Below are 24,517 nucleotides of genomic sequence, written 5' to 3' on the forward strand. Positions count from 1 at the left end.
TATTTACTAATACAAACTTCCTATTTATAGGAAAGTAAGGGATAGGACAAAATTTGAAATGTATAGGACGAATATTGAATTTATTCTGTTAAATCACTATTTAAAATCTTTTCTAAATGCTTCCGGTGAGTAGCCGGTATGTTTTTTGAAAAATCTGACAAAATAGGAAACATCCTCATAACCCAGATGCCAGGCGATTTGGTTGATTTGATTAGAAGTCACTAAAAGGTATCTTTTCGCTTCCAATAACAGATAATCGGTAATGACTTCTGAACAGGTTTTATTCAAGGTTGCTTTAGTAATCGCGTTTAACTGATAAGCAGTAAGGTTTAGCTGTTTTGTATAATAGGAAACCTGCTTGTGCTGAGCCGCTGAAAGTCTGATTAATTCCTGAAAGGCTTCCAGTCGGTTCTGCAGGTAATCTTTACTGCTTTCTGCGGGACCTATAGACTGCCTGCTTTGTCTTAATAGTGCTATAAAAAAGATCGCTAAATATGACTGGATGACTTCCTTATAATTTCCCTGCTGTTCCGTATTTTCCTTATACATATTATTCAGGATCTGGAACAGCTCCTTCATCTTCTCTACATCGAAAGCATAAAAATTCTGATGGCTTACTTTCCTCAACATCTGATTGGCAACGCTATCAATAGGCGCATAAAAATCAGGACTAAACTTCATCAAATACCCGGTACTCTCGCTGATGATCCTTAGCTCATGTACCTGATCCGGGCGCATAAAAAATACGCAGTAATCCTGGATGGGATAGGTTGCAAAGTCAATCTGATGCTCTCCTATGCCTTTCTCCAATACCAGGATGTAATAGAAACTATGGCGGTGAAGTTCCTGTACCATATCCTTTCCCGACAAATAACGATGGATATCCACCAGGTCAAAGCTAGCTGAAAAAGCAGGTTCTTTGAGTGTATCGTTAAGATGTCTTAAAGGGATAGTTTTCATAGTTACAATTGAAGAGCAGTCGTTTTTATTACGCTTCCAAAATGGCAAAACTAATTAGTAATTCCTAATTGACAATGCAATTTTGTAACATTTGACATTCCCCCTATAAGACACCTAAAACTCCTATTTAACGCTTATAAACCAGCCCTAACTTCTTGATAATTTCAAGCGCATGACTGAGCTTATCTTCAGATACCGTTAAACAAGCGAAGGTCTGGTATTCATCGAAATGTGTACCAATTGCTATAAGTTTCATATCATAGCCATTTAAATGATGATTAAAGTACTGTAAGATGGCTTCTTCCCAATTATCTTCATTGCTTAACGCTTCTATTTCTTTTTGGTTGGGATAAGGCAACTTAACCTTCAATTGTTCGAGAAGGGCTAAATCATTCAGCTCCATCACACCAACTTCTGACCATTCTTTCCATTCGAAAGAAACTGATCTATTGACCTCGTTTAATGCGAAATCCAGGTGTTCCCATATCTGTTCTACCTGAGGCGCTATTTCTTGTGGAAGTTTTTTGGACAATAATACCGCCTCCGTGTCTGTGAAAATAGTCGAATATAATGCTGTCAATTCTGAACGGATATTTAGCTGATGTAAATTAGCGGCTGTAATTAAATCCTGCTCCATTCTATTCCACAATTCTTCCAGTTCTTCCAAATCATCCTCATCTAACTCGTCTGCGATAACTTCTGCATCTTCATGTAATTCATAGTCGTCCAGTTTAGTCTTTTTTATGCAGAGTACCTCTCCCTCGAAATAAGTTTCATAAGAGGTCTCATCCACGTAGTTAGTATTGAATATAATACGATCGGGGAAAATATCATGTATCAGGTCTTCTTCTTTATCAAAATGAGTTGCTCCTTGTTCACTTCCATATTTTGAGGTGATTAGTAAGAAGTTGGATAAGTTAATTGGGTTCATATTTTATGTTTAATTTATGTAGGTGTTTTTGCATTTTGCTGAATAGAATTATGCCCTGTTTCTATTTCAATTTCTTTAGTTGTCACTGCATATTGGGAGGGCTGAATTTCTGAGCCATATGCCACTGCATAAGCCTTTGTAAATTCAGCACCTATATACAGAATGATGGAGGAATAGTAAGTCCACAATAGCAGGATCACCAAGGATCCCGCGGCGCCATAGGTACTACCTACATCGCTTTGTCCGATATAAATGGAAATGCCAAATTTGCCCAGCATAAACAGAACAGCGGTCACTACGGAGCCGAATAATACATCCCGCCACTTAATCCGGGCATCGGGAAGCACTTTAAAAATCACGGCAAAGATGAGCGAGATAACGGCCAGCGTCAATACCTGATTGAGCACATAAAATACGACTACCGAAACTTCAGAGAATCTGGCTTGAAGGCGGGCATTAAACCCATCCAATATCGCTGTAATGGCTAATGATACCAGTAAGATAAAACCCAGGCTGATGATGACCGAAAAAGAAAGAAACCTATTTTGCAGCATTTTTAACCAGCCACGTTTGGGTTTTGCTTTCAGTCCCCAGATGCTGTTGATAGAGTCCTGAATGTCGGCAAAAACCGTGGTGGCACCTACTAACAAGGTGATAATTCCTATGGTGAATGCAACAGTTCCTTTCCCGCCAATCGCTGCTTTGGCAACAATTTCCTGAAGTTGCAATGCCGTTTCTTTACCCATGAAGCCCGCCAGTTGTGCATATATTTTACCCTGAGCAGCCTCTTGCCCCAGGAATATACCACAAAGAGAGATGACTACAACTAGAAGTGGAGCCATAGAAAAAACAGTATAATAAGCCAACGAGCCACTCAATTTGGTCACCTTATGGTCGTTGAATCCTGTAAAGGTTGCTTTTAATATATTCCATACTCCTTTAAATTTTTCTCGTTCTGTTTCCATTATTTTATAACTACGCCCATTATTATTTAATAGATAAAATAACACATTCAATTCCTGTACCAATTCACAACAATTTCAATAATAATAATTAATTTATTTTTATTTAAAACCACTTTGGTTGCTGAGTGTTCTAGGAGTTCTACAAAAACTACTATGAATGTATCTATTTAAAAATGCTTAAACATATGATCCATAATCCGCAAACCACCATTCATGCAGCCCGAGTTGGAAACATCGAAGTATTACAAGAATTAATCCGCCTTAAAGCAGACCTCAATGCCAGTGATGAGAAAGGGTATACTCCCCTAATTATTGCCTGCTACAACCATCAATATCCAGCTGCAAAATTACTCATTGAACATGGCGCAAAAGTCAATTTGCAGGATCATGGCGGCAATACTGCCCTAATGGGAGCAGCCTTTAAAGGCTACCTTGGCATTGTAGCACTATTGATCAGCAATGGCGCAGATCTCGACCTCCAGCATGGAAATGGTGGTACCGCATTAATGTTTGCCGCTATGTTTGGGAGAAATGAGGTATTGAGCTTATTACTCCAAAATGGGGCAAATAAAGAAATTCTGGATTCCCGTGGTTTATCTGTCATGGACTTAGCCGCTCAGCAGGGTAATGAGGCTGCAATCAAGCTCCTGAAAACATCGTATAGGTAAATCTTACCTACACAAGAAATGCCCGGTAAATCAATACCGGGCATTTTGAATATTATGCAGGGACCTTTCTTGGTTTCTCCCGCTCCCAAAAACGGTGTTGGGCAATAGCCTTTATAAACTGTTTAGCTAATCTTGCAGGATCGGCTTCCATCACGATCCCTTCATTAAGTATCGTCTCATCTGAGGCGTCTTTTGGCAGTTTTCCTGAAAGATAGGTAGCCGCGATAAATTTAGTGGCTTGCTGATCTACCGCAATTGCTTTACAGTGTTTAAAAGCTTCATTCACAAAGTGGATCGCATTTGCTTCTCCTTTTAGTACTTCGGCAGTACCTCCAACTACATAAACGGCATCATAAAGCACTGAGGCGGCGGTTAAAAAGCTTTGGTCGACCGGAAAACCAGTGCCATCTGAGGCTTTAACTTCCCCTAGTTTTGCTGCAATTATTTCGACTACGGCCCCCTCGGCAAGCAGTGCTTTCTTAACCGTATCTAAAGAATCAGCCTCTAGTCCATCTGCCGCAAGGAAAGCTATTTTCCTTGTTTTAATGGTATTTTTAACGGTATTGGACATACTCAATGCCGGAGATTCCTTTAAAGTACTTTTCAGCACTATTGGCTCAAAATCAGCTTGCTTAGCATCTGCCGGAATACTGTGGTTAATCGGTTGCTGAGGGCCTTTTGGTGATGGAAGTCCAAGTGCCAGAGCAACCTCTTCAGCTAGTTTTTTATCAATCATCGTTAATATACCCAGCATCCTCTCCCGGATTGCTACTGTTTTCAGCTTTCCGAGTTCAAAACTGAAGGCATCTTTAATGTGATTTTTTTCTGGTTCAGATTGACTATTAAAAAACAGCGTAGCCTGACTAAAGTGATCAAAAAAGCTATTGCTTCTAGCCCTGACTTTTTTGGCATCGATACGCTCCTGATAGGAAGTAAAACCACCATCCCTTGCTTTGGCCTGTTGAGGGTCGTTATTGCCTAAGGAATTGGGTCCATAACTTGTTTTCCCTTTATTGATGGTTTGGCGCATGAAACCATCGCGCTGGTTGTTATGCACAGGCACTACTGGCCTGTTAATAGGAATTTCATGGAAATTCGGTCCTCCCAGTCTGATCAACTGGGTATCTGTATAGGAGAACAACCTGCCTTGTAGTAGCGGATCATTACTGAAATCTATTCCTGGAACAATATGACCAACATGAAAGGCAACCTGCTCAGTTTCCGCAAAGAAGTTATCAGGATTACGATTTAAGGTCATTTTTCCAATGCGTTGCACAGGAACCAGTTCTTCAGGAATAAGTTTTGTGGGATCAAGGAGGTCAAATTCAAATTTAAATTCATCTGCTTCGGGGATGAGCTGTACCCCCAGCTCCCATTCCGGGAAAGCGCCACTTTCAATAGCCTCCCATAAATCTCTCCGGTGAAAATCGGGATCTTTTCCTGAGATCTTTTGTGCTTCGTCCCATGCCACAGAATGCACACCTAGCAAAGGCTTCCAATGAAACTTAACAAAACAGCCTTCCCCTTTTTCATTGATCAATCTAAAGGTATGTACGCCAAAGCCTTCCATCATCCTTAAACTCCTTGGGATTGCGCGGTCGCTCATTGCCCACATTATCATATGTGCTGATTCTGGCATGAGTGAAATAAAATCCCAGAAAGTATCATGTGCAGAAGCTGCCTGAGGCATTTCATGGTCCGGTTCTGGTTTTACTGCATGGATCAGATCGGGAAATTTCATGGCATCCTGAATAAAGAAAACCGGCATATTATTCCCTACCAAATCAAAATTACCTTGTTGAGTATAGAATTTAACTGCAAATCCCCTCACGTCCCTGGCCAAGTCAGTTGAGCCTTTGGAACCGGCAACAGTGGAAAAACGCACAAAAACAGGCGTCTCTACACTGGTATCATTTAAAAAATGGGCCTTTGTAAAAGTCGATAGTGAATTATACAATTTAAATACACCATGTGCCCCGGAACCACGTGCATGAACGATTCGCTCAGGAATACGCTCATGATCAAAATGGGTGATTTTCTCCCTTAAGATAAAATCCTCTAATAAGGTCGCAGCACGTTCGCCTGCTTTCAGCGAATTCTGGTCATCATTAATCCTGACTCCATGATCAGTGGTCATGAACTCCCCAGAAGCATCAGCAATATGGGAATGCAAATTTTTAGTCTTTTCGTTGTCGGGTTGATTCCCCGATTTTTCTTGAGATTTGTGCTTTGCCATAAGTTTATAGAATGAAGATGTGTTGTTGAATCCCCATAGAACTAACGGTATTAAAAATTGTTTCAATTAGAGGTTAAAAAAGAAGTATAAATACCCCTTTTGAAATACGGGTATTATTACGCTAAAAAGCGCTTTATTAATGTATTAGATTTAGCCTGTCAAAAAGAAATCATACCTCAAAAAGACAAAGGCGGCAACCCAAAAGCCTGAATAGAGTAGGTAAAATCAACAACAATCAACATCATGGCAAATCCATTAACGCTCTTTGTACCGATAAAACAAGACTTCATCTCACAAGCAGCAGCTCAGCTTGCTTACAATAATTTTGTAAGTAGCGTACAGGCAGGGCTTGACGAGTCCGGCATCGTACATTATGCCCGTGTAGCACTGATCCCAAATGCTTCTGGCGAGGGTACTTATGCGATCTTATTAATTACCACCTTCGATGGACCAATGAACCCTTATCTGGCATTTTTCTGGAAGAACCCTTCCACTCAGGCTGCCTTTTCAGGAATCGCAAAAATTGCATTAAATCCACCATCTCCACCGGTTACTGACCTTACTGGATTTGAGAATTTCATTAACGAAAACAACCTGAATGTATCTGCTTCACCAGGTGTAAACAGCGACCTTTACCAGGCATATCCGCAAACGGTTAGAGAAATCGTTAAATAATTCAGAATCAGCCCTATCGCCAAATACTTCCTAAAATAAGCCGAGCATGTCAACTATAAGTCAACCTGGTTCACCGGATCTATCCAATATCCAGGGTATGGTGATTCGTGGATTCACGCATCCCTACTCCTGCCATATGATTTTTAAATTCCCGGATAAGCCCGGTGCTAAAAATTTCATTAAAGCAATCAATCCTTATGTTCAATCTGGCGAAAGCTGGGGAGAACACAAACCTGAGATGATGATCAATATTGGGTTTACCTTTACTGGAATATCAATTGCGAGTGATCTTAAAAAGGAAGATTTAGGGCATTTTCCAATCGCCTTTAAACAGGGGCCCGCCAGTCCCGGCTCCCAACAATCGTTGAATGATTATGGGACAAGCCTTTCCAGCAACTGGGTTTTCGGTTCAAAAAAGACACAGGTAGATACTATAGTTCATTGCTATGCACTCAATGATGTAGGACTGAACACGCTCGTAACAATGATAAAAAAGGCGGCAGACGACAATGGGCTGGTAGAAAATTTCCCTATCGGGAATGGCTCAAAAAGACTGGAAGAATACGTTACTGATCCGGCACACAGTATTCATTTCGGATATTTGGATGGTATAGATCAACCGGATTTAGACACGAGTATCCCCATTAAAGACACGAGTAGTCTTGGCAACTTTTTGATTGGTTATGCTCCAAATTCTGATCCTGGTCCTTCTGGAAATACAGCTGCAGGATCCTTTGCTAAAGATGGCTGTTATAACGCTTTCAGAATGTTAGCTCAGGATGAAAAAGTCTTTGATGATTTTTTAAATGACAATGCTCAGTCCATTTCAGTTCAATTAAAAAAAGATCCAGCTTATGCGAAGGAATGGTTGGCGGCAAAACTAAACGGCCGCTGGCGAAATGGCTCCCCATTGGAGCTATCCCCTGAGGCACCAGACCCGAATACCAGCCATGCTACTGATTTTGACTACAGCACTGATCAAGAGGGACTAAAATGTCCTTTTGCGGCCCACAACAGGGTATCAAATCCAAGAAGTGATCAATTGGTAGATAAGGGAAGCATACCCAGACTCCTCAGACGAGGAATGGCCTATGGCGCTCCACCGATTTTGAACAATTATGATGGAGAACGTGGATTAATTGGCTTGTTTTTATGCGGTTCCCTGACCAGTCAGTTTGAACTGATCTATTCCTGGATTAGTACCACAAATTTCAGCGTTTTAACTCCTCCGGATCAATTACAGGCACAAGATGCATTAATCGCAAACAGAGCTATCCCCTATGCCAATACGTCTTTTACCATTCCCATACCAGAGGGCAAAGTAGTGATAAATAAGCTCCCCCAATTTGTTATGACTAAAGGGACTTCTTATTGTTTATTACCTAGTTTGAGTACCTTAAAAGAAATGGCAGGATAAATAAACCTAATATCATTCAGAGAATATTTTCGCTTATGAAACTCCCTCTGGTGCAACGGCTGCGCAACTGAGCTACCTTGTACATAGATTGGAAGAGATGGTAATTCAGTTAGTCCGTTACGTAAAACCATGGAATTTTCAATTTTCCCTGATAAAGATAAATGTTAACCTTCTCATTGTTATTCAAACGATTAAACATTGTATGGGATACACTAACCTCCTCCTTTTCTTTTCTTGGGCCCCAGGGGCTCAATTCCAGATGATAACTTTTGGACTTTGACCCACTAATACTTCTACCTAGTATTGTAGCATGGTATTGAATTGGAGTAGACTGATCAAATTCACAATTCAACAAAACAATTGTACCGAAACCATAACCAAAACTGATCATCGCCATGATAAACATTCCAAACAATTGTTCCGGTTTACGTGATTTAAATTCCACTATGCTGATTGCCATCAGTGCAAAAAAGCACAGCGAAACAAGTGCAGCTGGTATCCATATCCCCTTAAAATCCAAAATATCATAAGCCAGTATTGACCTTAAAAGAATTGCAATCATCACAGCTAAGAGCCCCCATATAATGGAGGGATTTGGACTGTTCTTTTTCTCTTCCAGCGTAATTAAGCCTTTGTACCTCTTTAATATCAGGACAAACACAACTGGTGCAATCATTCCAAAGGCAACAGGAATCTGAATATTCCACTTAAAAAAAAGCATCGCAGCACCAATGAGCACACCTAGTACATTCAAAATTTTAGCTACCTTCCTCGCTTGATTCAGCTTTCGAATCCGCTCCTCCTTTGTCGTTCCATAATTGTCATCAGCCAGTAAACGACGATGTTTTATCTTTTTTTTCAGTCGAGAGAAGACTTCCATATGAATAAAGGGTCAAGAGTTATTTTGCGCAAACATACTAAATAATGACTTAGGTCAAAATCAATCTTTGATTAAATCAAAAACACAAAAAGAGCAATCATTTTCCAAGCACCAATTAAAACTTCCAATAAAGATAATTAATACTTACATTTCATAAAATTACAACTACGCTCAAATATCTTTCAATGAATCTTCGCTCCTTTTTATTGGCCTTGCTATTGGCATTCGCTCTAACCACTACTGGTGCTTATGCCCAGTCCTTAACTAAAGACTCCTGGACCACTCTTGAAACAGCGATCGCTACAAAGAAAAACCTGGTGGAAACACTAAACAAAGTCAACCAGGAGAAATCCGCAGCAAGATTAAAGGGGAACGACATCGCATTTGCCAGGTATTCATACTACGGTATGCAGATCAAAGATTTAAAAACGGAGGACAGCCTTTTCTTCAAAAACAGTGCATTTATAGACAGCACATTGCTAGCCCCTGGTTCTTCAAAACTTTTAAAAACAATGATGCATTTGCTGCAAGCCAAAAGGATTCAAGAATTCAGGAGGAAGGGTATACGTTTCAAGCCAGGCAGCAATGAAACAAAAAGCCAAAAATACAATTATGCGGGAATGATTCCTCAGCAAACAGATAGTGTTATAAAGTATCATTTCAAAACGGCCTTAGCCTTAGCGCTGAGCCAAAACACGGGAGCAATTTCAGAAGAATTGCGTTGGCTATCTTCCAGTGCAAATCAACTGATATTTCCACCTGATCTGGCGGACCTGATCATTTCTGAAAACATTGTTTATGAAGTTTCAAACAACAAACTTTCAGTTATTTATATCGATGAACAACAAGCCAGTCGATTAATTCTGGCGAATCCAACGGAACTCCTTCAGGAAATCCGAAAAATAACCGGGACGAAATCAGCAGACTCCGCACTATTCAGTTGTTATCTGAATTGGATGGAGCGGTATAAAGCTGATTCAGAGAAATCCCTATATATACAGTCACTTTTTAAATACCTCTTATATGTACAATATCCCCTTGATGAAAATGTAGCAAAAGCCTGGAAAAGCTATCTACATGAAAATCTGTCTTCTAAACACAAGTTATTGGATGCAACTGCAGCGTACCAGCTATTCTTAATTCACTTTATAGAGGGGAGTAAGTATGGATTTAAATTTGAAGATAAATACAAAGGACAACTTGGACTCGCAGTAAAGATATACGAACAAAACAAACAAACTTTAGATCAATTTCCGGTCTATAAAACCCATTTGGAACAATTACTTAAAAAGATTAAAGCCAAAGAATTCAGGTTTCGTTTGGAAAACAGACAAATTCCCGGACAGCCAATCCTGATTACAGGGAAATATAGAAATGCCCGTGTTTTACATTACAGAATAGTTAAAATCGGAGTTGAAGAGCAGTTCTCCAAGCTCAAATCAGATAGAATAATTGCTTTCTTAAAGAAAGCTTCTTTTAGGGATTCCAGCTTTACCCTACCCAACTTACCAGATGATTATGACAAGCATGCTGCTTATCTAAAAATAGATGCGCTCCCGGTAGGCGCTTATGCGATCTTATTTTCTATAAATGAGCCAGTGGCTATTAATGATACAGCAGCCATAGAAGAGTTGAGATTCCTGGTTACAAACCTTGCAGCGGTAAACATAGACGACCGTTTTATGGTGCTGGACAGAAAGACCGGGCAACCAGTCTCCGGGGTAAAAGTTAAGTCAAGCTACCAGGTTGAAAACAACAATCACAAAATAACTATTGCAAAAACTCCTATTTCCTATTTTCAATCTGATGCAAAAGGATGTGTCATCATTGGAGGGAAAAGGGTCAATCAATTCCTATTGACTTCGGGAAAAGATAGTCTGGATCATCAATATAGTTCTCCGACTCAGGCATTGTCAAAAAAACGCCCCCATAATGATGATGACCTTGATGAATTCTATAGCGAAAAGAGCCGCTTACATATCTATACCGACAGAAGTATCTACAGACCCGGACAGCGGGTATTTTACAAAGCCATTCTCTTGACCAAAAACCTCGTTACCGGGGAAACTGAAGTATTCAATCAGGAGAACAGTCCTTATTTAAGAAAGTGGTTGAAAGAGAATAATCCAAAGCTCAGCTTAAGAGATCCAAATTATAAGACTATAGATACCATTAAGTTTGAACCTGATGCTTATGGCAGTTTTTCAGGTTCATTCCTGATCGCTAAAAACGTATTGCCAGGAAATTGGGAAATTACAACTAATGATTTAGAGACTCAGGATGCAAATTTCAAGGTTGAAGAGTATAAACGTCCAAGTCTTGAAATGACCATGGAAAAACCGAAAGAAACACCAATGCCAGGTGAAGCTTTCGAACTAAAGTTAAAGGTAAAATCCCTCAGCGGAGCAGATTTAAAAAATGTAAAGATTGCGTATCGGCTGGAAAGAAACTTCAGAGTAGCGACGGTTTACAATAATGAGAAAAAAGAAATTCTAGACACCATTGGCTATACCGATGAAAAAGGAGAATTGCTGATTCAGGTAAAAGCCGAACCTGTTACCTTGAAAACGACAGACAAAGAACTGCTGTGCAACTACCAGCTTGAGGCTACTGCCACTGAGTCTACAGGGGAAAGCACGGCACTAAATGACCAGTATAGCATTTCATCCTGGCCAGTTAAAGTTAATGTTCCGCTAGCGAGTCACTATGATCGTAAAGACCTGCCTACCCTCAGTATCAATGCCAAATCAGAAATCGCCCGTTATAAGCCAGATCGTGTTACGCTTAGTCTTTACCAACTGGAAGAAGTACCCGACACCTTAAACAATAAGACCGTTGATCAATGGCTGTACAGAAAAGAGGAACTAAAAAAATGGTTCCCTAACCTGGAACAAGATATGGCCACCAAGCAAAATAAGCGATTGGTCTTTAGCAAGGAAGTGACTATGGATGAGGCAGGAAAATTCGAACTCAACAAAGAGTTGCTACCTGTTGCTGCCTATGAATTACTGAGTACTACTAAAAAATCAGGACAACTGACCGGGCAGTCCAGCGTAAATTTTAAGGTGTTTGACAGTCAGGAGAGAACTGCTCCTGCTGACTTTAGTTACCTACCTATAAATAGCGTTAGTCAAGGAGAAAAAATTACTTATTATAGCGCATTGCCAGACCGCGCCTATGTTACTTATAGCTTAAGTTATTATATAAAGACCGCTAAGGGATTGGCCAGAAAAATCACTTACAATCATTCAAACCAAGACAAGGGACTGGAAATCTACTCCTTAAACATCCCTAAGGATGCCATACAAAGCTTGCTCCTCAGCAAAGTGTATGTGTTGAATAACCAACTGTACACCACCCAGGAAAGCTTCTATTTAAAGACTGATGACGTCGCAGCGCCTGAAATAATTATTGAGAAGTACAGAAAGATATTAGCTCCAGGTGCTAAGGAAACATTTAGCGTTTCAATTAAAACGACTAAGGAAAATATCGCTGCACAACTCATGACGGTGATGTATGATGCTTCATTAGACAAACTTGAACCGCATTACTGGAATAAACCTAATAAAGACTACCCTGACCTATCTTTATACAATATTTGGACTTACACGCTGAAGGATATTCTGAACAGTAGTCCTGAGCGCTACTGGCCGCTGAATAATGATTTCATTAATGATCAGAGCGAGTATGGGAATTCAATAATGTACCAATTGCAAGGTCGTGTTCCTGGTTTGAGCATCCCGGTGGGCAATGGTGCAAATAATACACTTCAGGAAGTTGTAGTGATGCGTGGTTACTCCAGCACATCCTCTATAAAAATTCGGGGAAAAAGTAGTCTGTCGGCTGCCAATCAAGCAATGGTTATTGTAGATGGTATTCCTTACACCGGATCATTGGACGATTTAAAAACCACTTCTGAATCAGAATTCCTGGTATTAAAAGGCGCCGAGGCGGTCGCAATTTATGGTTCTTCCGCAGCCAATGGGGTACTCATCATCAACACAAAAGGAAAAATTATATTGCCAAATGCACCTGCAGAGCCAAAAGCCATCGTTCGTAAGGACTTTAACGAAACTGCGTTCTTCTATCCAAATGTATATGCCGATAAAGATGGCCTGTATACCTTTAGTTTTACCATGCCACAAACTGCAACTGCATGGAACTGGAAAATGCTGGCACATACTCAGAAAGGCTTATTTGCCTATGCAGAACGTAAACTACACACCCAGCTTAACCTCATGGTTCAACCCAATATGCCAAGGCTGCTGTATCAAGGTGATGAATTGTTTTTAAAAAGCAGGATCAGCAATTTAGACAGCATAGCAATGGATGTGAAGTTCAGTTGCAGGATTGAGGATGCCATAACCGGTGAAGACCTAACTGAAAAACTGTTAAACAAACAAGCGCTTAAAATGGTTAAACTCGCCGCCAAACAAACAGGCAGCGATGGTTTCTTTTTTAAAGTACCTGAAAATCAGCTGAACCCTTTAAAAATTATAACCAGGGTTATCTGTGGCGGATTGGCAGATGCAGAAGAACATACCCTTCCCATCATATCCCGGAAAACATTTGTCCGCCAGCAATTCCCTGTTCGTTTTTCTACAAAAGACAGCTTATTAAAAGCGCCACAGTTACCTGCAGATGCTGAAATATATGGAATGAGTATGTACATTGATCCTAAGCCACAAGCTGCAATTCTCTATGCTCTACCCTATCTGGCAAATTACGCTTATGACTGCGCTGAGCAAACGTTCAACAAGTTATTTGCAGTTTTAACCGCTGAAAAACTGATGAAAACTACGCCAGCGATCAAGGAGGCCTTTGATATGGCAAGTAAAAAAATAGTCCCAGATACCAGTACATCTGTGCTGCCTGATGAGCTAAGCGAGGCTGCTACCCCTTGGTTAAACCTGGCCAACAGAACGGCTAAACAACAAAAACAATTGTATCAAATCTTAGACCCTAGCGCCAATAAAAAGGTGATAGCGGCTCATTTAGAGAAGCTGTACAAAATGCAAAATGGAGATGGCGGATTACCATGGTTTGAAGGCGGCCAAACTAACAATTGGATTTCCAATTACCTGATCCGAGGATTTGGCCAGCTCCAGCAAGCGGGCTGGAAAGCTCCGAATCAAGGGCAACATGAGCAATTTATAAAGAAGTTGATCACCTATTCAGACCTCTATTTCTCGAACAATAAAGCAGATGCCTCACTCTACTATGCCTATGCCAGATCCTTCTGGAAAACTACCGACCCAATAGCAGCTCCTGTGTTGAAACAAATCAAAGAGACGCTGGTACAGGAACACAAAACGATAGATAGAAACACCTTATATACACAGGCATTGTGGATCACAGTAGCTTCAAAATATACTTTCCCAGATGAGGCGATCAGTTCTGGAATTGAATCACAAAGAAAACAGATTCTTCAGCTAGCTATCCAGGATGACCAACATGGATTGCGTTGGAAAGAGATTTCAAACAACGAGGATTTAAACCATTCCAAAGAAGAAACCATCGCCATGCTTCATCAGGCATTTGCTCAAAACAAATCAGTAAACAATGGTCTTATTAAATGGATACTTGGTAGCAGGCAGGGCAACAACTGGACAAGTACTGTTGGAACCGCAGCAGCCATTGAAATGATTGAAGCCTCAGCGGAATTGGCTACCAGTTACCAGCCAGATTCAGTGTCTGCAAAGGTTGCAGGTCAGCAAATCAAAGTGTCCAACAACCTGTTAACCGGAACACCTACACAGTTCGTTCCGCTTTCAAAACCTTTAACCATCACCGCCCATGCAAATCCTGGTGCTACTGCTGGATTTACCTGGTACTATTTCAGTACTTCAGCGAATGTAGACAGCCTGAATACCAAGGTTAAACTGAGCAAAAAGCTTTCCGTTTTTGACCCTAAGAAATCGGCCTGGGTAGCACTTAACCCTGCTATCGGTGTAAAAATAGGCGATAAAGTTAAGGTTATACTTAGGGTTGAAACTGCCCAACCGCTACGCTTTCTGCAAATCGACGATAAGCGTGCTGCAGGTTTTGAACCCATTGAACATAGCAGTGGCCAAAGGTATCTGGATGGCATCCGTTATTATCAGGCCATCAGGGATACCGGACAGCAATTATTCATTGATTTCCTACCTTCCGGGAGATCGGAATTCAGCTATGAAGTAACTGTGAGTCAGGAAGGGAATTTCAGGAATGGACCTGCAGTATTGCAGTGTTTATATCAGCCTGGAATCACTGCTTATAGCAATTCTATAATGATCCTTTCCAAAAGCGATCAATAAAGCGATTTTATTGATGACGCTATCTTTTCTACCATACAAAAGACCGCCTTTTTAGGGGCGGTCTTTTCAAGAAAAGGAATCAGCCAAACCTCTTCTCCTTCTTTTAAAGCAGTTACTAATTCAGCACCGGACAGTAAATCACAGCTCATCATCTATATTAAGGCAAAACCGAAGCTAATAAAAAAAAGAGGGAACTCCGATTCTTTCTATAAAACATACGGATACATGAAGAAGCAGCATCAATTACTATTGAAATTTTCTTTTATTTTTAATTCAAGAAGCTTAACTTAGAGTACGTTATCACGATCATTTATGAATAATTTTGACTGGACATCATTTACTAAAACCATCGCTATTAAGGCCCCATTAGCAGAGATTTATAATGCCTGGACCCAGGCAGAAGAATTGGAAAAGTGGTTTCTCAAACAAGTTGTCTTTAGAGACGATGAGGATACCCTGATTGCCCGAGAGCAAAATATCAATGCGGGTACTGCCTATACCTGGGTATGGCATTTGTATGATGATGTAATGCCTGGTCAGATTAAACAGGCAAATGGCAAAGACTTTTTACAGTTTAGCTTTGAAGGAGCATGCCTGGTTGATGTGAATTTAAAAGCGCAATCCGGATACACGATCGTAGAACTCAGACAGCATAACATTCCTACGGACGAGCAGTCCAAACAGTTCATCAGACTGGGTTGTGCATCGGGATGGGCTTTTTATCTGCTAAACCTGAAATCCGTTTATGAAGGTGGGCTTGACCTTAGAAATAAAGATGAGCAGCTGAAACCAATGATCAACAATTAGCATTCAAGTGACAGATTTCCTTCTTTCCTAGGATCCTCGTTATAAATATTGTTCTTAATCAAGAAAAAATTTGCGCGTTTTAGTAAAAAATAGTAATTTGTTATAGACAAAAGCTATATTTACGCCGTATTTTCTTGCCTGTTATGACGCTCTCCAACTTCATTGCCAGCATTTCTTGCGCTTTTACCTCTTTTTTTTTCGCTCAGCGAAGATTAGGTGTAAGCCCCTATACTACTATTTCAGCTATTGGCTTCAGCTCTGCTGCCATTCGCTATACCTTCCTATGGAAGTTCAAAACATTACTCAAATTTAAATTAATCACACTTATCAAACTCTCATGAAAAAAGCAACGTTTTCACTATTCGTTCTATTCTTATTTGTACTAAATGGTTTCGCACAGAACGCCCCTCAAAAGGTAAACTACCAGGCGGTCATCAGGACTACAACCGGACAACCCCTACCAAATCAGATTGTCGGACTCCGGTTTACCATACAAAACGGACCTGTCGGCGCTCCTTTATACCAGGAACAACAGACTCCTCAAACCAACGAATTTGGATTGATCAATTTACAAATAGGAACAGGAGCAAATCCAAGCAGTAGTTTTTCTAATATAGACTGGGCTGGCGGCAATAAATACCTAAAAGTAGAAATAGATATTACCGGAGGTAGCAGCTACACCTTATTAGGAACGACGGAACTGGCTAGTGTTCCTTATGCTTTAAACGCTGCTACTGCAACGACGAGCAAAGACAACCAGTGGGTAGCAAATGGCAACGATATTATCTATAAAACTGCTGCTGGAAGTGTTGGTATTGGACTTACTACAGGAACTGTGCCGGCAACTACAGCAGTATTGGATATCGCATCCAGCAGCAAAGGAATATTGATTCCAAGATTAACTTCGGCCACAAATATTGTTAACCCGGCTGATGGATTACTAGTATATCAAACGGCTGGCACTAAAGGTTTCTATTTTTCAAAAGCTGGAACCTGGAAAAAAGTGGCTGATGCAGATGATGTAGCTGCCGGTGGCGGTGGTGGTACCGCTAAAGGTGCTATTATACCATTTTCTTCTGGATCTCCTGTATCGATGACTTCCGTTTTAGGAGGCTTACCTGGAACAATGGCAGCAATTGGTTTTGGGAACAATGGTACCGTTTCCGCTTTGGGTGGGACTATTGACCTTAGCGGAGGGCCTAGCGTCGTTGCTAATTTTGCATTTTCTTCGCCTAGATCTGGTACATTAACCAGCATTAGCGCTTATTTCAGTAATACAATGGCATTATCTTTACTTGGTACAGCACTAACTGTCCAGGCACAACTGTACTCCAGTACTACACCTAATAATTCTTTCAGCGTTGTACCTGGAGCTGTAGTTACTTTATCGGCCCTTACTGGAATTCTTTCTGTAGGTAATTCCGTTTCTGGCTCGACAACCGGCTTAGGCATCCCGGTAACTGCCAACACACGTTATTTATTGGTATTTTCTACTTCGGCAACAGGTTTAACCCTGATCAACAGTGTTGCTGGATACGTTAGTGCAGGAATCAACATTGAATAAAATTAAGCCAACCCTAGAACAAACAACATGAGATACCTTAAAACAATTATATTGTTATGGGTTGCCATTTTGGCTTGCTTAAATGCAAATGCACAATCTGCAAATCCCGCTGTTATCAGCACCGCCGGTACGACCCTATCGATACCCGGTGGGTACAAATATACCTTTACTGTTGGGGAAGTCGCCATTCAAACTATTGGAAGCAACCCTACGCTTACACAAGGCTTTAACCAAAGCTTACTGTCTTTTGCAATAACGAATGTAAGCGCCACAAATCAGGATGCAGCTTATAAAGCCGGAGCTGTACTGGAGATTACCCTTAGCTTTAATCAGCAAGTATACGTAACCGGTAAGCCTGAACTCGCACTAAATAGTGCTGGAAAGGCGATATATGCTTCGGGATCAGGAAGCAACACCCTCATTTTCAGCTATACCGTAGCAGATGGGGAAAATGCTCCAGATCTTGATTATACCTCGATTAACGCATTAACACTACCTGCATCGAGTACCATTAAAAATTCTATGAACGCTATTGCGCCATTAACGCTACCTACACCTGGCAGCGCTGGTTCTCTGGGCACAAATAAAAACCTGATAATTGATGGCATAGCACCGAACCCTCCTGCAGCACTTGCACTGGATCCGGCGAGCGATAGTGGCAGTTCGAATTCAGACGGATTCACTAACCTGAACACACCTGTGATTACCGGTACTGCAGAAGATGGATCAACGGTTACGCTATATGATACCGATGAAGTAACGATTATTGGAACCGGGATAGCTACCGGAGGAGTCTGGTCGATCAGAACGAGTATACTCAGCGACGATACGCATTCCATTACTGCAAGAGCAAGAGACCTTGCCGAAAATGTGAGTGCACTTTCCAATTCTATCATAGTTACTGTCAACACTGCTCGTCCTACAGTTTCAATTACTAGTAGTGTCCCTGGTTTAAAAGCAGCTGAAACTGCAACAATTACATTTGCTTTCTCTGAGGATCCAGGCAACTCGTTTACCTGGGATGGCAGTGTTGGGGATATTGTGGTTACCGGTGGTACTTTGAGCGCTATTTCAGGTACAGGTTTAATACATAGCGCTACCTTCACACCTACAACCGGAGTCAATAGCGGAACCGCAAGTATTACCATTCCTGCAGGCAGTTTCAATGATATTTATGGTAACGCTGGTACTGCGGGTACTAAACCGGCTCTGACCTTTGACACCTCAGTTCCTGAGGCGCCTACCTCAATTAAACTTGCGGCAGCCAGCGACAGTGGTCCTTCCAATACAGACCGTATCACAAATCTGACCAGCCTTTTATTTAACGGCGCTGCAGAAGTAAACTCAACAGTTACGCTTTATGGTGGTACAGATGGAACAACGGTAATTGGGACTGGTCCTGCTATTGAAGGCATCTGGCAGATTACCTCAAATACTTTAAGCCCTGGCGTACATATCGTCAGTGCAAAAACAACAGATGTTGCGGGAAATATCAGCGTTGCTTCTGAAAGCATTTCAGTTACCATTATCACTGCAGCACCAACGATCAATAGTATTGCGCGGGTGGATGCGAATCCTAGCAATGCAACAGGGGTAAGTTTTAAAGTTACTTTCTCTAAAAAGGTATACAACCTGAATTCCAGTAATTTTAGCTTAGTGCAATCTGGTACCGCCACAGGAATTAAAGGTTCTATCTCTACGACAGACAACATGGTATACTTTGTTGGCCTGAGCAGTGTTACCGGAGATGGTCAGATAGGCTTGAATTTTCTTGCTACAGGAGCCGTGGATATTGCAGGAAACGCTGTTACTACAGATTTCACAGGGGAGAAATATACATTTGACCATACCAGCCCTACTTTATCAGCAGTAAGGATCGTATCCAACAACATTAACCCCTTCAACGGTCTCATGAATCAGGTTATAGCTAAAGTGGGCAACACCGCTACTCTGAGCTTTACCTCCAATGAGACCATTGCAACGCCAACAGTCAGCATTGCAGGTCATACTATTATTCCAACTGCGAATCTCAATAACTGGTCTGCTACCTATACTTTCAGTGCTACGGATACAGAAGGTTTAGTCCCTTTTCAGATCAGCTTCAAGGATGCAAGTGGAAATCCAGGCCTGTCTGTTAGCAGCGGTTCAGGAACTGTGACCTTCGACAAAACTGTTCCTGCAGCTCCATCAGGAATCTTACTGACCGCCGGCAACCAACAGATTAAGGTAAACTACACAGCCAATACAGAAACAGATGTGGCTTATTACCAACTTTACACTGGAACAGATCCAGCGCAAATGAGCCTAATTGCTATGCTCGAGGGTCATTTGAGCTATATGCAAACCGGATTAGTTAATGGCAAGACCTATTATTACCAAATGACAGCAATCGATAAGGCTGGTAATATTAGCGCATTAAGTGATATCGTTTCTGCAATTCCTACTCAGAACCAAAGCATCACCTTTAATGGCATTGACCAAAAAATATATGGTGATCTTCCTTTCAGTCTTGGAAGTTTAAATTCTTCGGCAAATCTACCCGTAACTTATACGGCTGATGATCCTGCTATTGTTTCCATTTCCGGTAACTCTGCAACCATATTAAAAGCTGGAACCACGATTATCAGAGCCAGTCAGCCAGGAAACGCGGCCTTCAATCCAGCGCCTATTGTTCAACAAACACTTAGTGTTAATCCAAAGATGCTAACCATTACCGCTACCAATCGGAGCAAAACATATGGTGATGCCTCTGTATTCAACGGAACAGAATTTACAGCTCCAGGATTGATTACTGGAGATGCAATTACCAGTGTAACATTGAACAGTAGCGGTGCAGCGGCAACTGCGAATGTTGCCGGTTCAGCTTATAACATCCTGCCATCAGCGGCTTTAGGAAGCGGACTCAGCAATTACAATCTGGTATATGCCAATGGAAAATTAACAATAAACAAAAAGGACCTGATCATCACTGCTGATCCTCAGGTAAAATACTTTGGCGCTGTTATCCCAACAATGACGGTTAGTTATAATGGTTTCGTTAACGGAGAAAGCAAATCAGTATTGAGCAGCCTACCCACCACCAGTACCAGCGCAAATGAGGCGAGTCCGGTTGGTGAATACGACATCATTGCAAGTGCTGCAACTGCCGACAATTATAGCTTTACTTATCGGACAGGAACCTTAACCATTAAACCTGATATGCCGACAAGCCTCAGTCTGGCCAATGTGACCTTGTATGAGAATCAGGCAGCTGGTGCAAATGCCGGCACACTAAGCAGTACTTCCGAGAACCCTAATGCAACCTTTACTTATGCATTGGTAAATGGTGCAGGAGCTACCGACAACAATCTTTTTAGCATCAACGGCAATAAGTTGTTTAGCGCTACAGCACTCGATTTTGAAAGCAAATCAGTTTATAAAATCAGGGTTAGAACCAGCACACAAAACAACAATTCGCTGGAGAAAGAGCTGACCATCAACTTAACGGATGTCAATGAAGCACCTACCCTTTCTGCAATAGCTGATCAAATTCTTTGCGTTACCTCGGCTACTCAAAGGCTCAATCTAGCAGGGATCAGTGCCGGACCAGAAAGCGGTCAGCGTACTACATTAAGTGTGAGTAACAACAACCCAGCGCTATTTGATAATTTAAGTATCAGTGGTAGCGGTGCTACAGCAACCTTAAGCTATACCTTAAAAAATGCTGCATTTGGATTGAGTACTGTTACCGTAAAAGTGCAAGATGATGGTGGTACAGACAATGGTGGCATCGATACCTATACCCTTTCCTTTTTAGTCCGTGTGAATGGTTTGCCTACACTGGCAATCAGAAGCGACAATGGAAATCAGGTGAGTAAAGGAGCCACAGTAACACTAACCGCTAGTGGTGGGACGAACTATGTATGGGCTAACAGCCAGGGTGTGCTTAGCGACTTAAACGTTGCCTCAATTAAGGTAAGACCTTCTCAAACCACTACTTACACGGTAACTTCAACCAATGTAAGCGGATGTAGCGTTTCACAAACCTTTACCCTAAGTGTGCTGAATGATCTGGCGCTAATCAAAGCCACCAATATCTTATCTCCTAACGGTGATGGTTACAATGACAAATGGGTAATCGACAATATTGATTTCTATCCGAACAATGAAGTCAAAGTTTTTGATAAAGGAGGAAGAATTCTATTCCAGAAGAAAAGCTATGACAACAGCTGGGATGCCATGATCAATGGTAGTCCTTTGGAAGAAGGAACCTATTATTACATCATAGACTTTGGAACGAATACTCCTAAGTTCAGAGGATTCATTACTGTGATCAGAGAAAATTAATATTCACGAAGCCTGCATTGCTTTTAACAGCTATGCAGGCTTCATTACCATTACGAAGCGTTATGAAAATCATACATAAAATAGGCTTAGCAGTTATTTTTCTGGCAGCAGGAAGCTCAGCTAAAGCACAATTAAACCCCTTGTCGTCCCAGTATTACATCAACCAATATGTAATTAATCCAGCTTTTGCAGGATATTCTGGTGGCCTAAAAATAAATGGTGCCTATCGTAAATTGTGGGACAATGTTCCTGGCGCACCTTTGACTCAAAATCTAACGGTGGATTATGGCTTTGGCAAGGTCGGAATTGGCTTATCGGTTAACAATGAAAGCGCTGGTCTGCAAAGACAAACCCGGGTATTGGGTAGTTATGCTTATCATTTGAAATTAAATGACAATTCTGATCAGTTACACTTTGGAGTCTCTATGGGTTTCATGTCCCAGCGACTGGAGAATTCAGACATTTATGGGAATCCAAATGATCCTGGTGTTGGTCAATACAACGACCGTAAGACTTATCTGGATGGTGATTTCGGGGTAGCCTATACCTCTAACAAGCTATCCTTACAGGTTGCCCTTCCGAACCTGAAAAGCTTACTCAAAAAGGAAACCGTTAAAATGGCGGATGTGGCTACATTTTATACAGCAGCGAGTTACAAGATTCAAATCTCTGAAGGTCCTGAAGGAATTGATGCTGAGCCGAAGGTGGCTTATCGCGGGGTGAAAGGATTTGACAATATCTGGGATGCAGGTGTACAGCTGGGATTGGCCAATCAGCAGGTATTTGCGATGGCCATGTACCACAGTTCCGAAAATGCGTCTTTTGGACTGGGGATGGATTTTAAAAAGAAATACCTGATCAGCGGATCGTATAGCACCCAAACTTCTGCCCTTAGCGGTTATACCAATGGGAGTTTTGAACTGAACCTCAGGCTAAGCCTCGGGAAGTAGAAACCATTTATTTCTATAAAAAGAAAGGGCCGTATCTGCTGGATACGGCCCTTTCTTTTTACCAACCTGGATTTTGTTTCATATCCGGGTTTAAACTGATCTGACTGATCGGAATCGGTGTCAGGTAATCTCTTGACACCTTAAACTGATATCCAGCAGACATGGCTGGAATGTTCTTAAACAACTCCACATAACCATTGACATCCACCGGATAACTGGCAAGATTGGCTGCTGGTACTAATCCATTCCACTGACTAAGGATTGCACCTTTAGGTTTCCAGCCGACAAACAATTCATCGGCAGCAGCCCAGCGGTACACATCATCTCTGCGGTATCCTTCACAGGCGGTCTCTATTCTTCTTTCTCTACGAATTTCATTGATAATCGGGCTCAGGGTTGGGAACTCCCATTTAGGATCATTCATAATGCCTCCTACGTTTAGATTAGGCATTCCAACACGGCTTCTTAACTTGTTCACAGATAAATCGGCATCTGCCTGATTAAAAGTTCCCAACTCCGCTTTAGCTTCCGCATAAATCAACAATGCTTCTGCAAATCTGAAAATGATATAACCCGTAGTTCCTCTGTCCTGTTGTTGGTTATAATCGGGATTATGTCCTTTATAAACCTGGTAACCGGTAGCTGGCTTCTGCTCATTTGCAGCCGTGAAGGTTGGCAATTCAAAAATCGCAGGAGCAACTCCATTTGGTCTGTTATTGGTCACGATGTGATTTCCATCATTTACATACAGCGTTTGTTGCATCCTTGGATCTCTGTTTTTAACCACATTTACCAGATTGGCATCTCCCTGATACAATGGATTACCGGAAATTGGGTTTCCATCTGTACATAAGTAATAATCAATCAGGTTTTTGGTGATTCCCCTACCTGCACCAGAATTGGTGTAACGATGCCAGTAATGACCTCCATTAGCATTCAGATCGAACTGTCGCCAAAGCATAATTTCAGGATTTCCGTTGTAATTAGTCTGATTGAAAAGCTTCCAATAACCATCTGTTCCTGGGGTAGCTGCCAATCCATTTCCATCAGGATTATTGATCAGCTCGGTACTCACCAGCTCTGCTTTTTTCAGAAATTTAGTCCCATCAGAACCCGCTACTCCGAAAGGAGTATTGGCATGGTATTTCTCCCATGTTCCCTCAAAAAGTGCAATTCTGGCTTGTAGCAATTGTGCAATCTGTTTATTTACTCTGGAAGCCTGGGCCTTAGTTTTAGAAGGCAAATAGCTAACAGCCTTATCCAGGTCGTTCATGATAGAATCTACAATGACTGCTCTGGATAAACGCTGCCCTTTCAATTGATCCAGGACCGGATTCTTTGGAGTATTGATCCATTGCAGATCGCCAAATTGCTTTAGTTTAGTAAAGTAAAACCAGGCTCGGAAGAACAAGGCTTCACCAACATAGCTCTTTTTATTGTCCCAGGACGCATTTACTTTATCGTAATTCACCATAAAATAATTGATGTTCCTCAGCATCCCCCAATCGGCAACTGCCCAACCCCCACCAACACCAGGTACGATCCTTGTTCCATTTAGCGTGGCATCCACTCCCATGGTAATCATGTTATCACTACCCTGATCAGCATCTAAGCCGTAAGGCCCTGTCGAACCGAAAGAACTAATGGTAGAGGGAAAAGCGGTATAAAAATTATTGACATAGAGTTGAAGGTCGCTGGTAGTTTTCCAGAATTCTGCTTCACTAATGCTTGTTTTAGGGGTTTCATTCAAAAAGTCTTTCTTACAGGCTGCCAAAGACATCAGGCCCATAAGCATCAACAGATATAGTTTATTATTGCGCATAATCGTATGTTTTATCATTA

Annotated in this window: 14 protein-coding genes; 8 read left to right on the forward strand and 6 right to left on the reverse strand. The window is 41.4% G+C overall.

Annotated elements, in window-relative coordinates:
• Window positions 1–96: 96 nt before the first annotated feature.
• The 3 genes from R2S10_RS05660 to R2S10_RS05670 all read right to left on the reverse strand — a co-directional run bounded on the left by R2S10_RS05660 (window position 97) and on the right by R2S10_RS05670 (window position 2,856).
• On the reverse strand, window positions 97–960 hold the full coding sequence (locus R2S10_RS05660) for a helix-turn-helix transcriptional regulator (protein ID WP_316839472.1): 864 nt from the start codon (window positions 958–960) through the stop codon (window positions 97–99).
• Between the two features lie 127 nt (window positions 961–1,087).
• Window positions 1,088–1,891, reverse strand: a complete 804-nt coding sequence (locus tag R2S10_RS05665) for a hypothetical protein (RefSeq protein WP_316839473.1) — start codon at window positions 1,889–1,891, stop codon at window positions 1,088–1,090.
• 14 nt (window positions 1,892–1,905) lie between these two features.
• Window positions 1,906–2,856 carry a YihY/virulence factor BrkB family protein gene (locus tag R2S10_RS05670; RefSeq protein ID WP_316839474.1) on the reverse strand — a complete coding sequence of 317 codons (951 nt, stop codon included), beginning with the start codon at window positions 2,854–2,856 and terminating at the stop codon, window positions 1,906–1,908.
• 185 nt (window positions 2,857–3,041) lie between these two features.
• Here R2S10_RS05670 and R2S10_RS05675 point away from each other — a divergent pair, with 185 nt between their 5' ends.
• Entirely contained in the window at window positions 3,042–3,524 is a 483-nt protein-coding gene (locus R2S10_RS05675; protein ID WP_316839475.1) for an ankyrin repeat domain-containing protein, read from the forward strand.
• Window positions 3,525–3,576: 52 nt separating this feature from the next.
• On the opposite strand, the gene R2S10_RS05680 is transcribed toward R2S10_RS05675, so the two are convergent.
• A complete protein-coding gene (locus R2S10_RS05680; RefSeq protein ID WP_316839476.1) occupies window positions 3,577–5,760 on the reverse strand; it encodes a catalase in 2,184 nt (727 codons plus the stop codon).
• Between the two features lie 243 nt (window positions 5,761–6,003).
• Here R2S10_RS05680 and R2S10_RS05685 point away from each other — a divergent pair, with 243 nt between their 5' ends.
• Window positions 6,004–6,435: a hypothetical protein gene (locus R2S10_RS05685; RefSeq protein WP_316839477.1), complete on the forward strand. Its 432-nt coding sequence runs from the start codon at window positions 6,004–6,006 to the stop codon at window positions 6,433–6,435.
• A gap of 46 nt (window positions 6,436–6,481) precedes the next feature.
• Window positions 6,482–7,852 (forward strand): hypothetical protein, encoded by a 1,371-nt coding sequence (locus R2S10_RS05690; RefSeq protein WP_316839478.1) that lies wholly within the window; start codon window positions 6,482–6,484, stop codon window positions 7,850–7,852.
• Between the two features lie 109 nt (window positions 7,853–7,961).
• On the opposite strand, the gene R2S10_RS05695 is transcribed toward R2S10_RS05690, so the two are convergent.
• Entirely contained in the window at window positions 7,962–8,732 is a 771-nt protein-coding gene (locus R2S10_RS05695; RefSeq protein WP_316839479.1) for a hypothetical protein, read from the reverse strand.
• 185 nt (window positions 8,733–8,917) lie between these two features.
• Between R2S10_RS05695 and R2S10_RS05700 the strand changes: the two genes are divergently transcribed.
• The 5 genes from R2S10_RS05700 (at window position 8,918) to R2S10_RS05720 (ending at window position 22,675) form a co-directional block, all read left to right on the forward strand.
• The gene (locus R2S10_RS05700) at window positions 8,918–15,028 is read left to right on the forward strand and encodes an MG2 domain-containing protein (RefSeq protein WP_316839480.1); all 6,111 of its coding nucleotides are present in this window, start codon (window positions 8,918–8,920) and stop codon (window positions 15,026–15,028) included.
• 312 nt (window positions 15,029–15,340) lie between these two features.
• A complete protein-coding gene (locus tag R2S10_RS05705; protein WP_316839481.1) occupies window positions 15,341–15,835 on the forward strand; it encodes an SRPBCC domain-containing protein in 495 nt (164 codons plus the stop codon).
• 337 nt (window positions 15,836–16,172) lie between these two features.
• Window positions 16,173–17,399: an exosporium glycoprotein BclB-related protein gene (locus tag R2S10_RS05710; RefSeq protein ID WP_316839482.1), complete on the forward strand. Its 1,227-nt coding sequence runs from the start codon at window positions 16,173–16,175 to the stop codon at window positions 17,397–17,399.
• A gap of 27 nt (window positions 17,400–17,426) precedes the next feature.
• Window positions 17,427–21,725 carry an Ig-like domain-containing protein gene (locus R2S10_RS05715; protein ID WP_316839483.1) on the forward strand — a complete coding sequence of 1,433 codons (4,299 nt, stop codon included), beginning with the start codon at window positions 17,427–17,429 and terminating at the stop codon, window positions 21,723–21,725.
• Between the two features lie 62 nt (window positions 21,726–21,787).
• The gene (locus R2S10_RS05720) at window positions 21,788–22,675 is read left to right on the forward strand and encodes a PorP/SprF family type IX secretion system membrane protein (protein WP_316839484.1); all 888 of its coding nucleotides are present in this window, start codon (window positions 21,788–21,790) and stop codon (window positions 22,673–22,675) included.
• Window positions 22,676–22,733: 58 nt separating this feature from the next.
• Here R2S10_RS05720 and R2S10_RS05725 read toward each other — a convergent pair whose 3' ends face one another.
• Window positions 22,734–24,497 (reverse strand): RagB/SusD family nutrient uptake outer membrane protein, encoded by a 1,764-nt coding sequence (locus tag R2S10_RS05725; protein WP_316839485.1) that lies wholly within the window; start codon window positions 24,495–24,497, stop codon window positions 22,734–22,736.
• Window positions 24,498–24,517: the final 20 nt, after the last annotated feature.

This window comes from Pedobacter gandavensis (assembly GCF_032678745.1).
Lineage (GTDB): Bacteria > Bacteroidota > Bacteroidia > Sphingobacteriales > Sphingobacteriaceae > Pedobacter > Pedobacter gandavensis_C.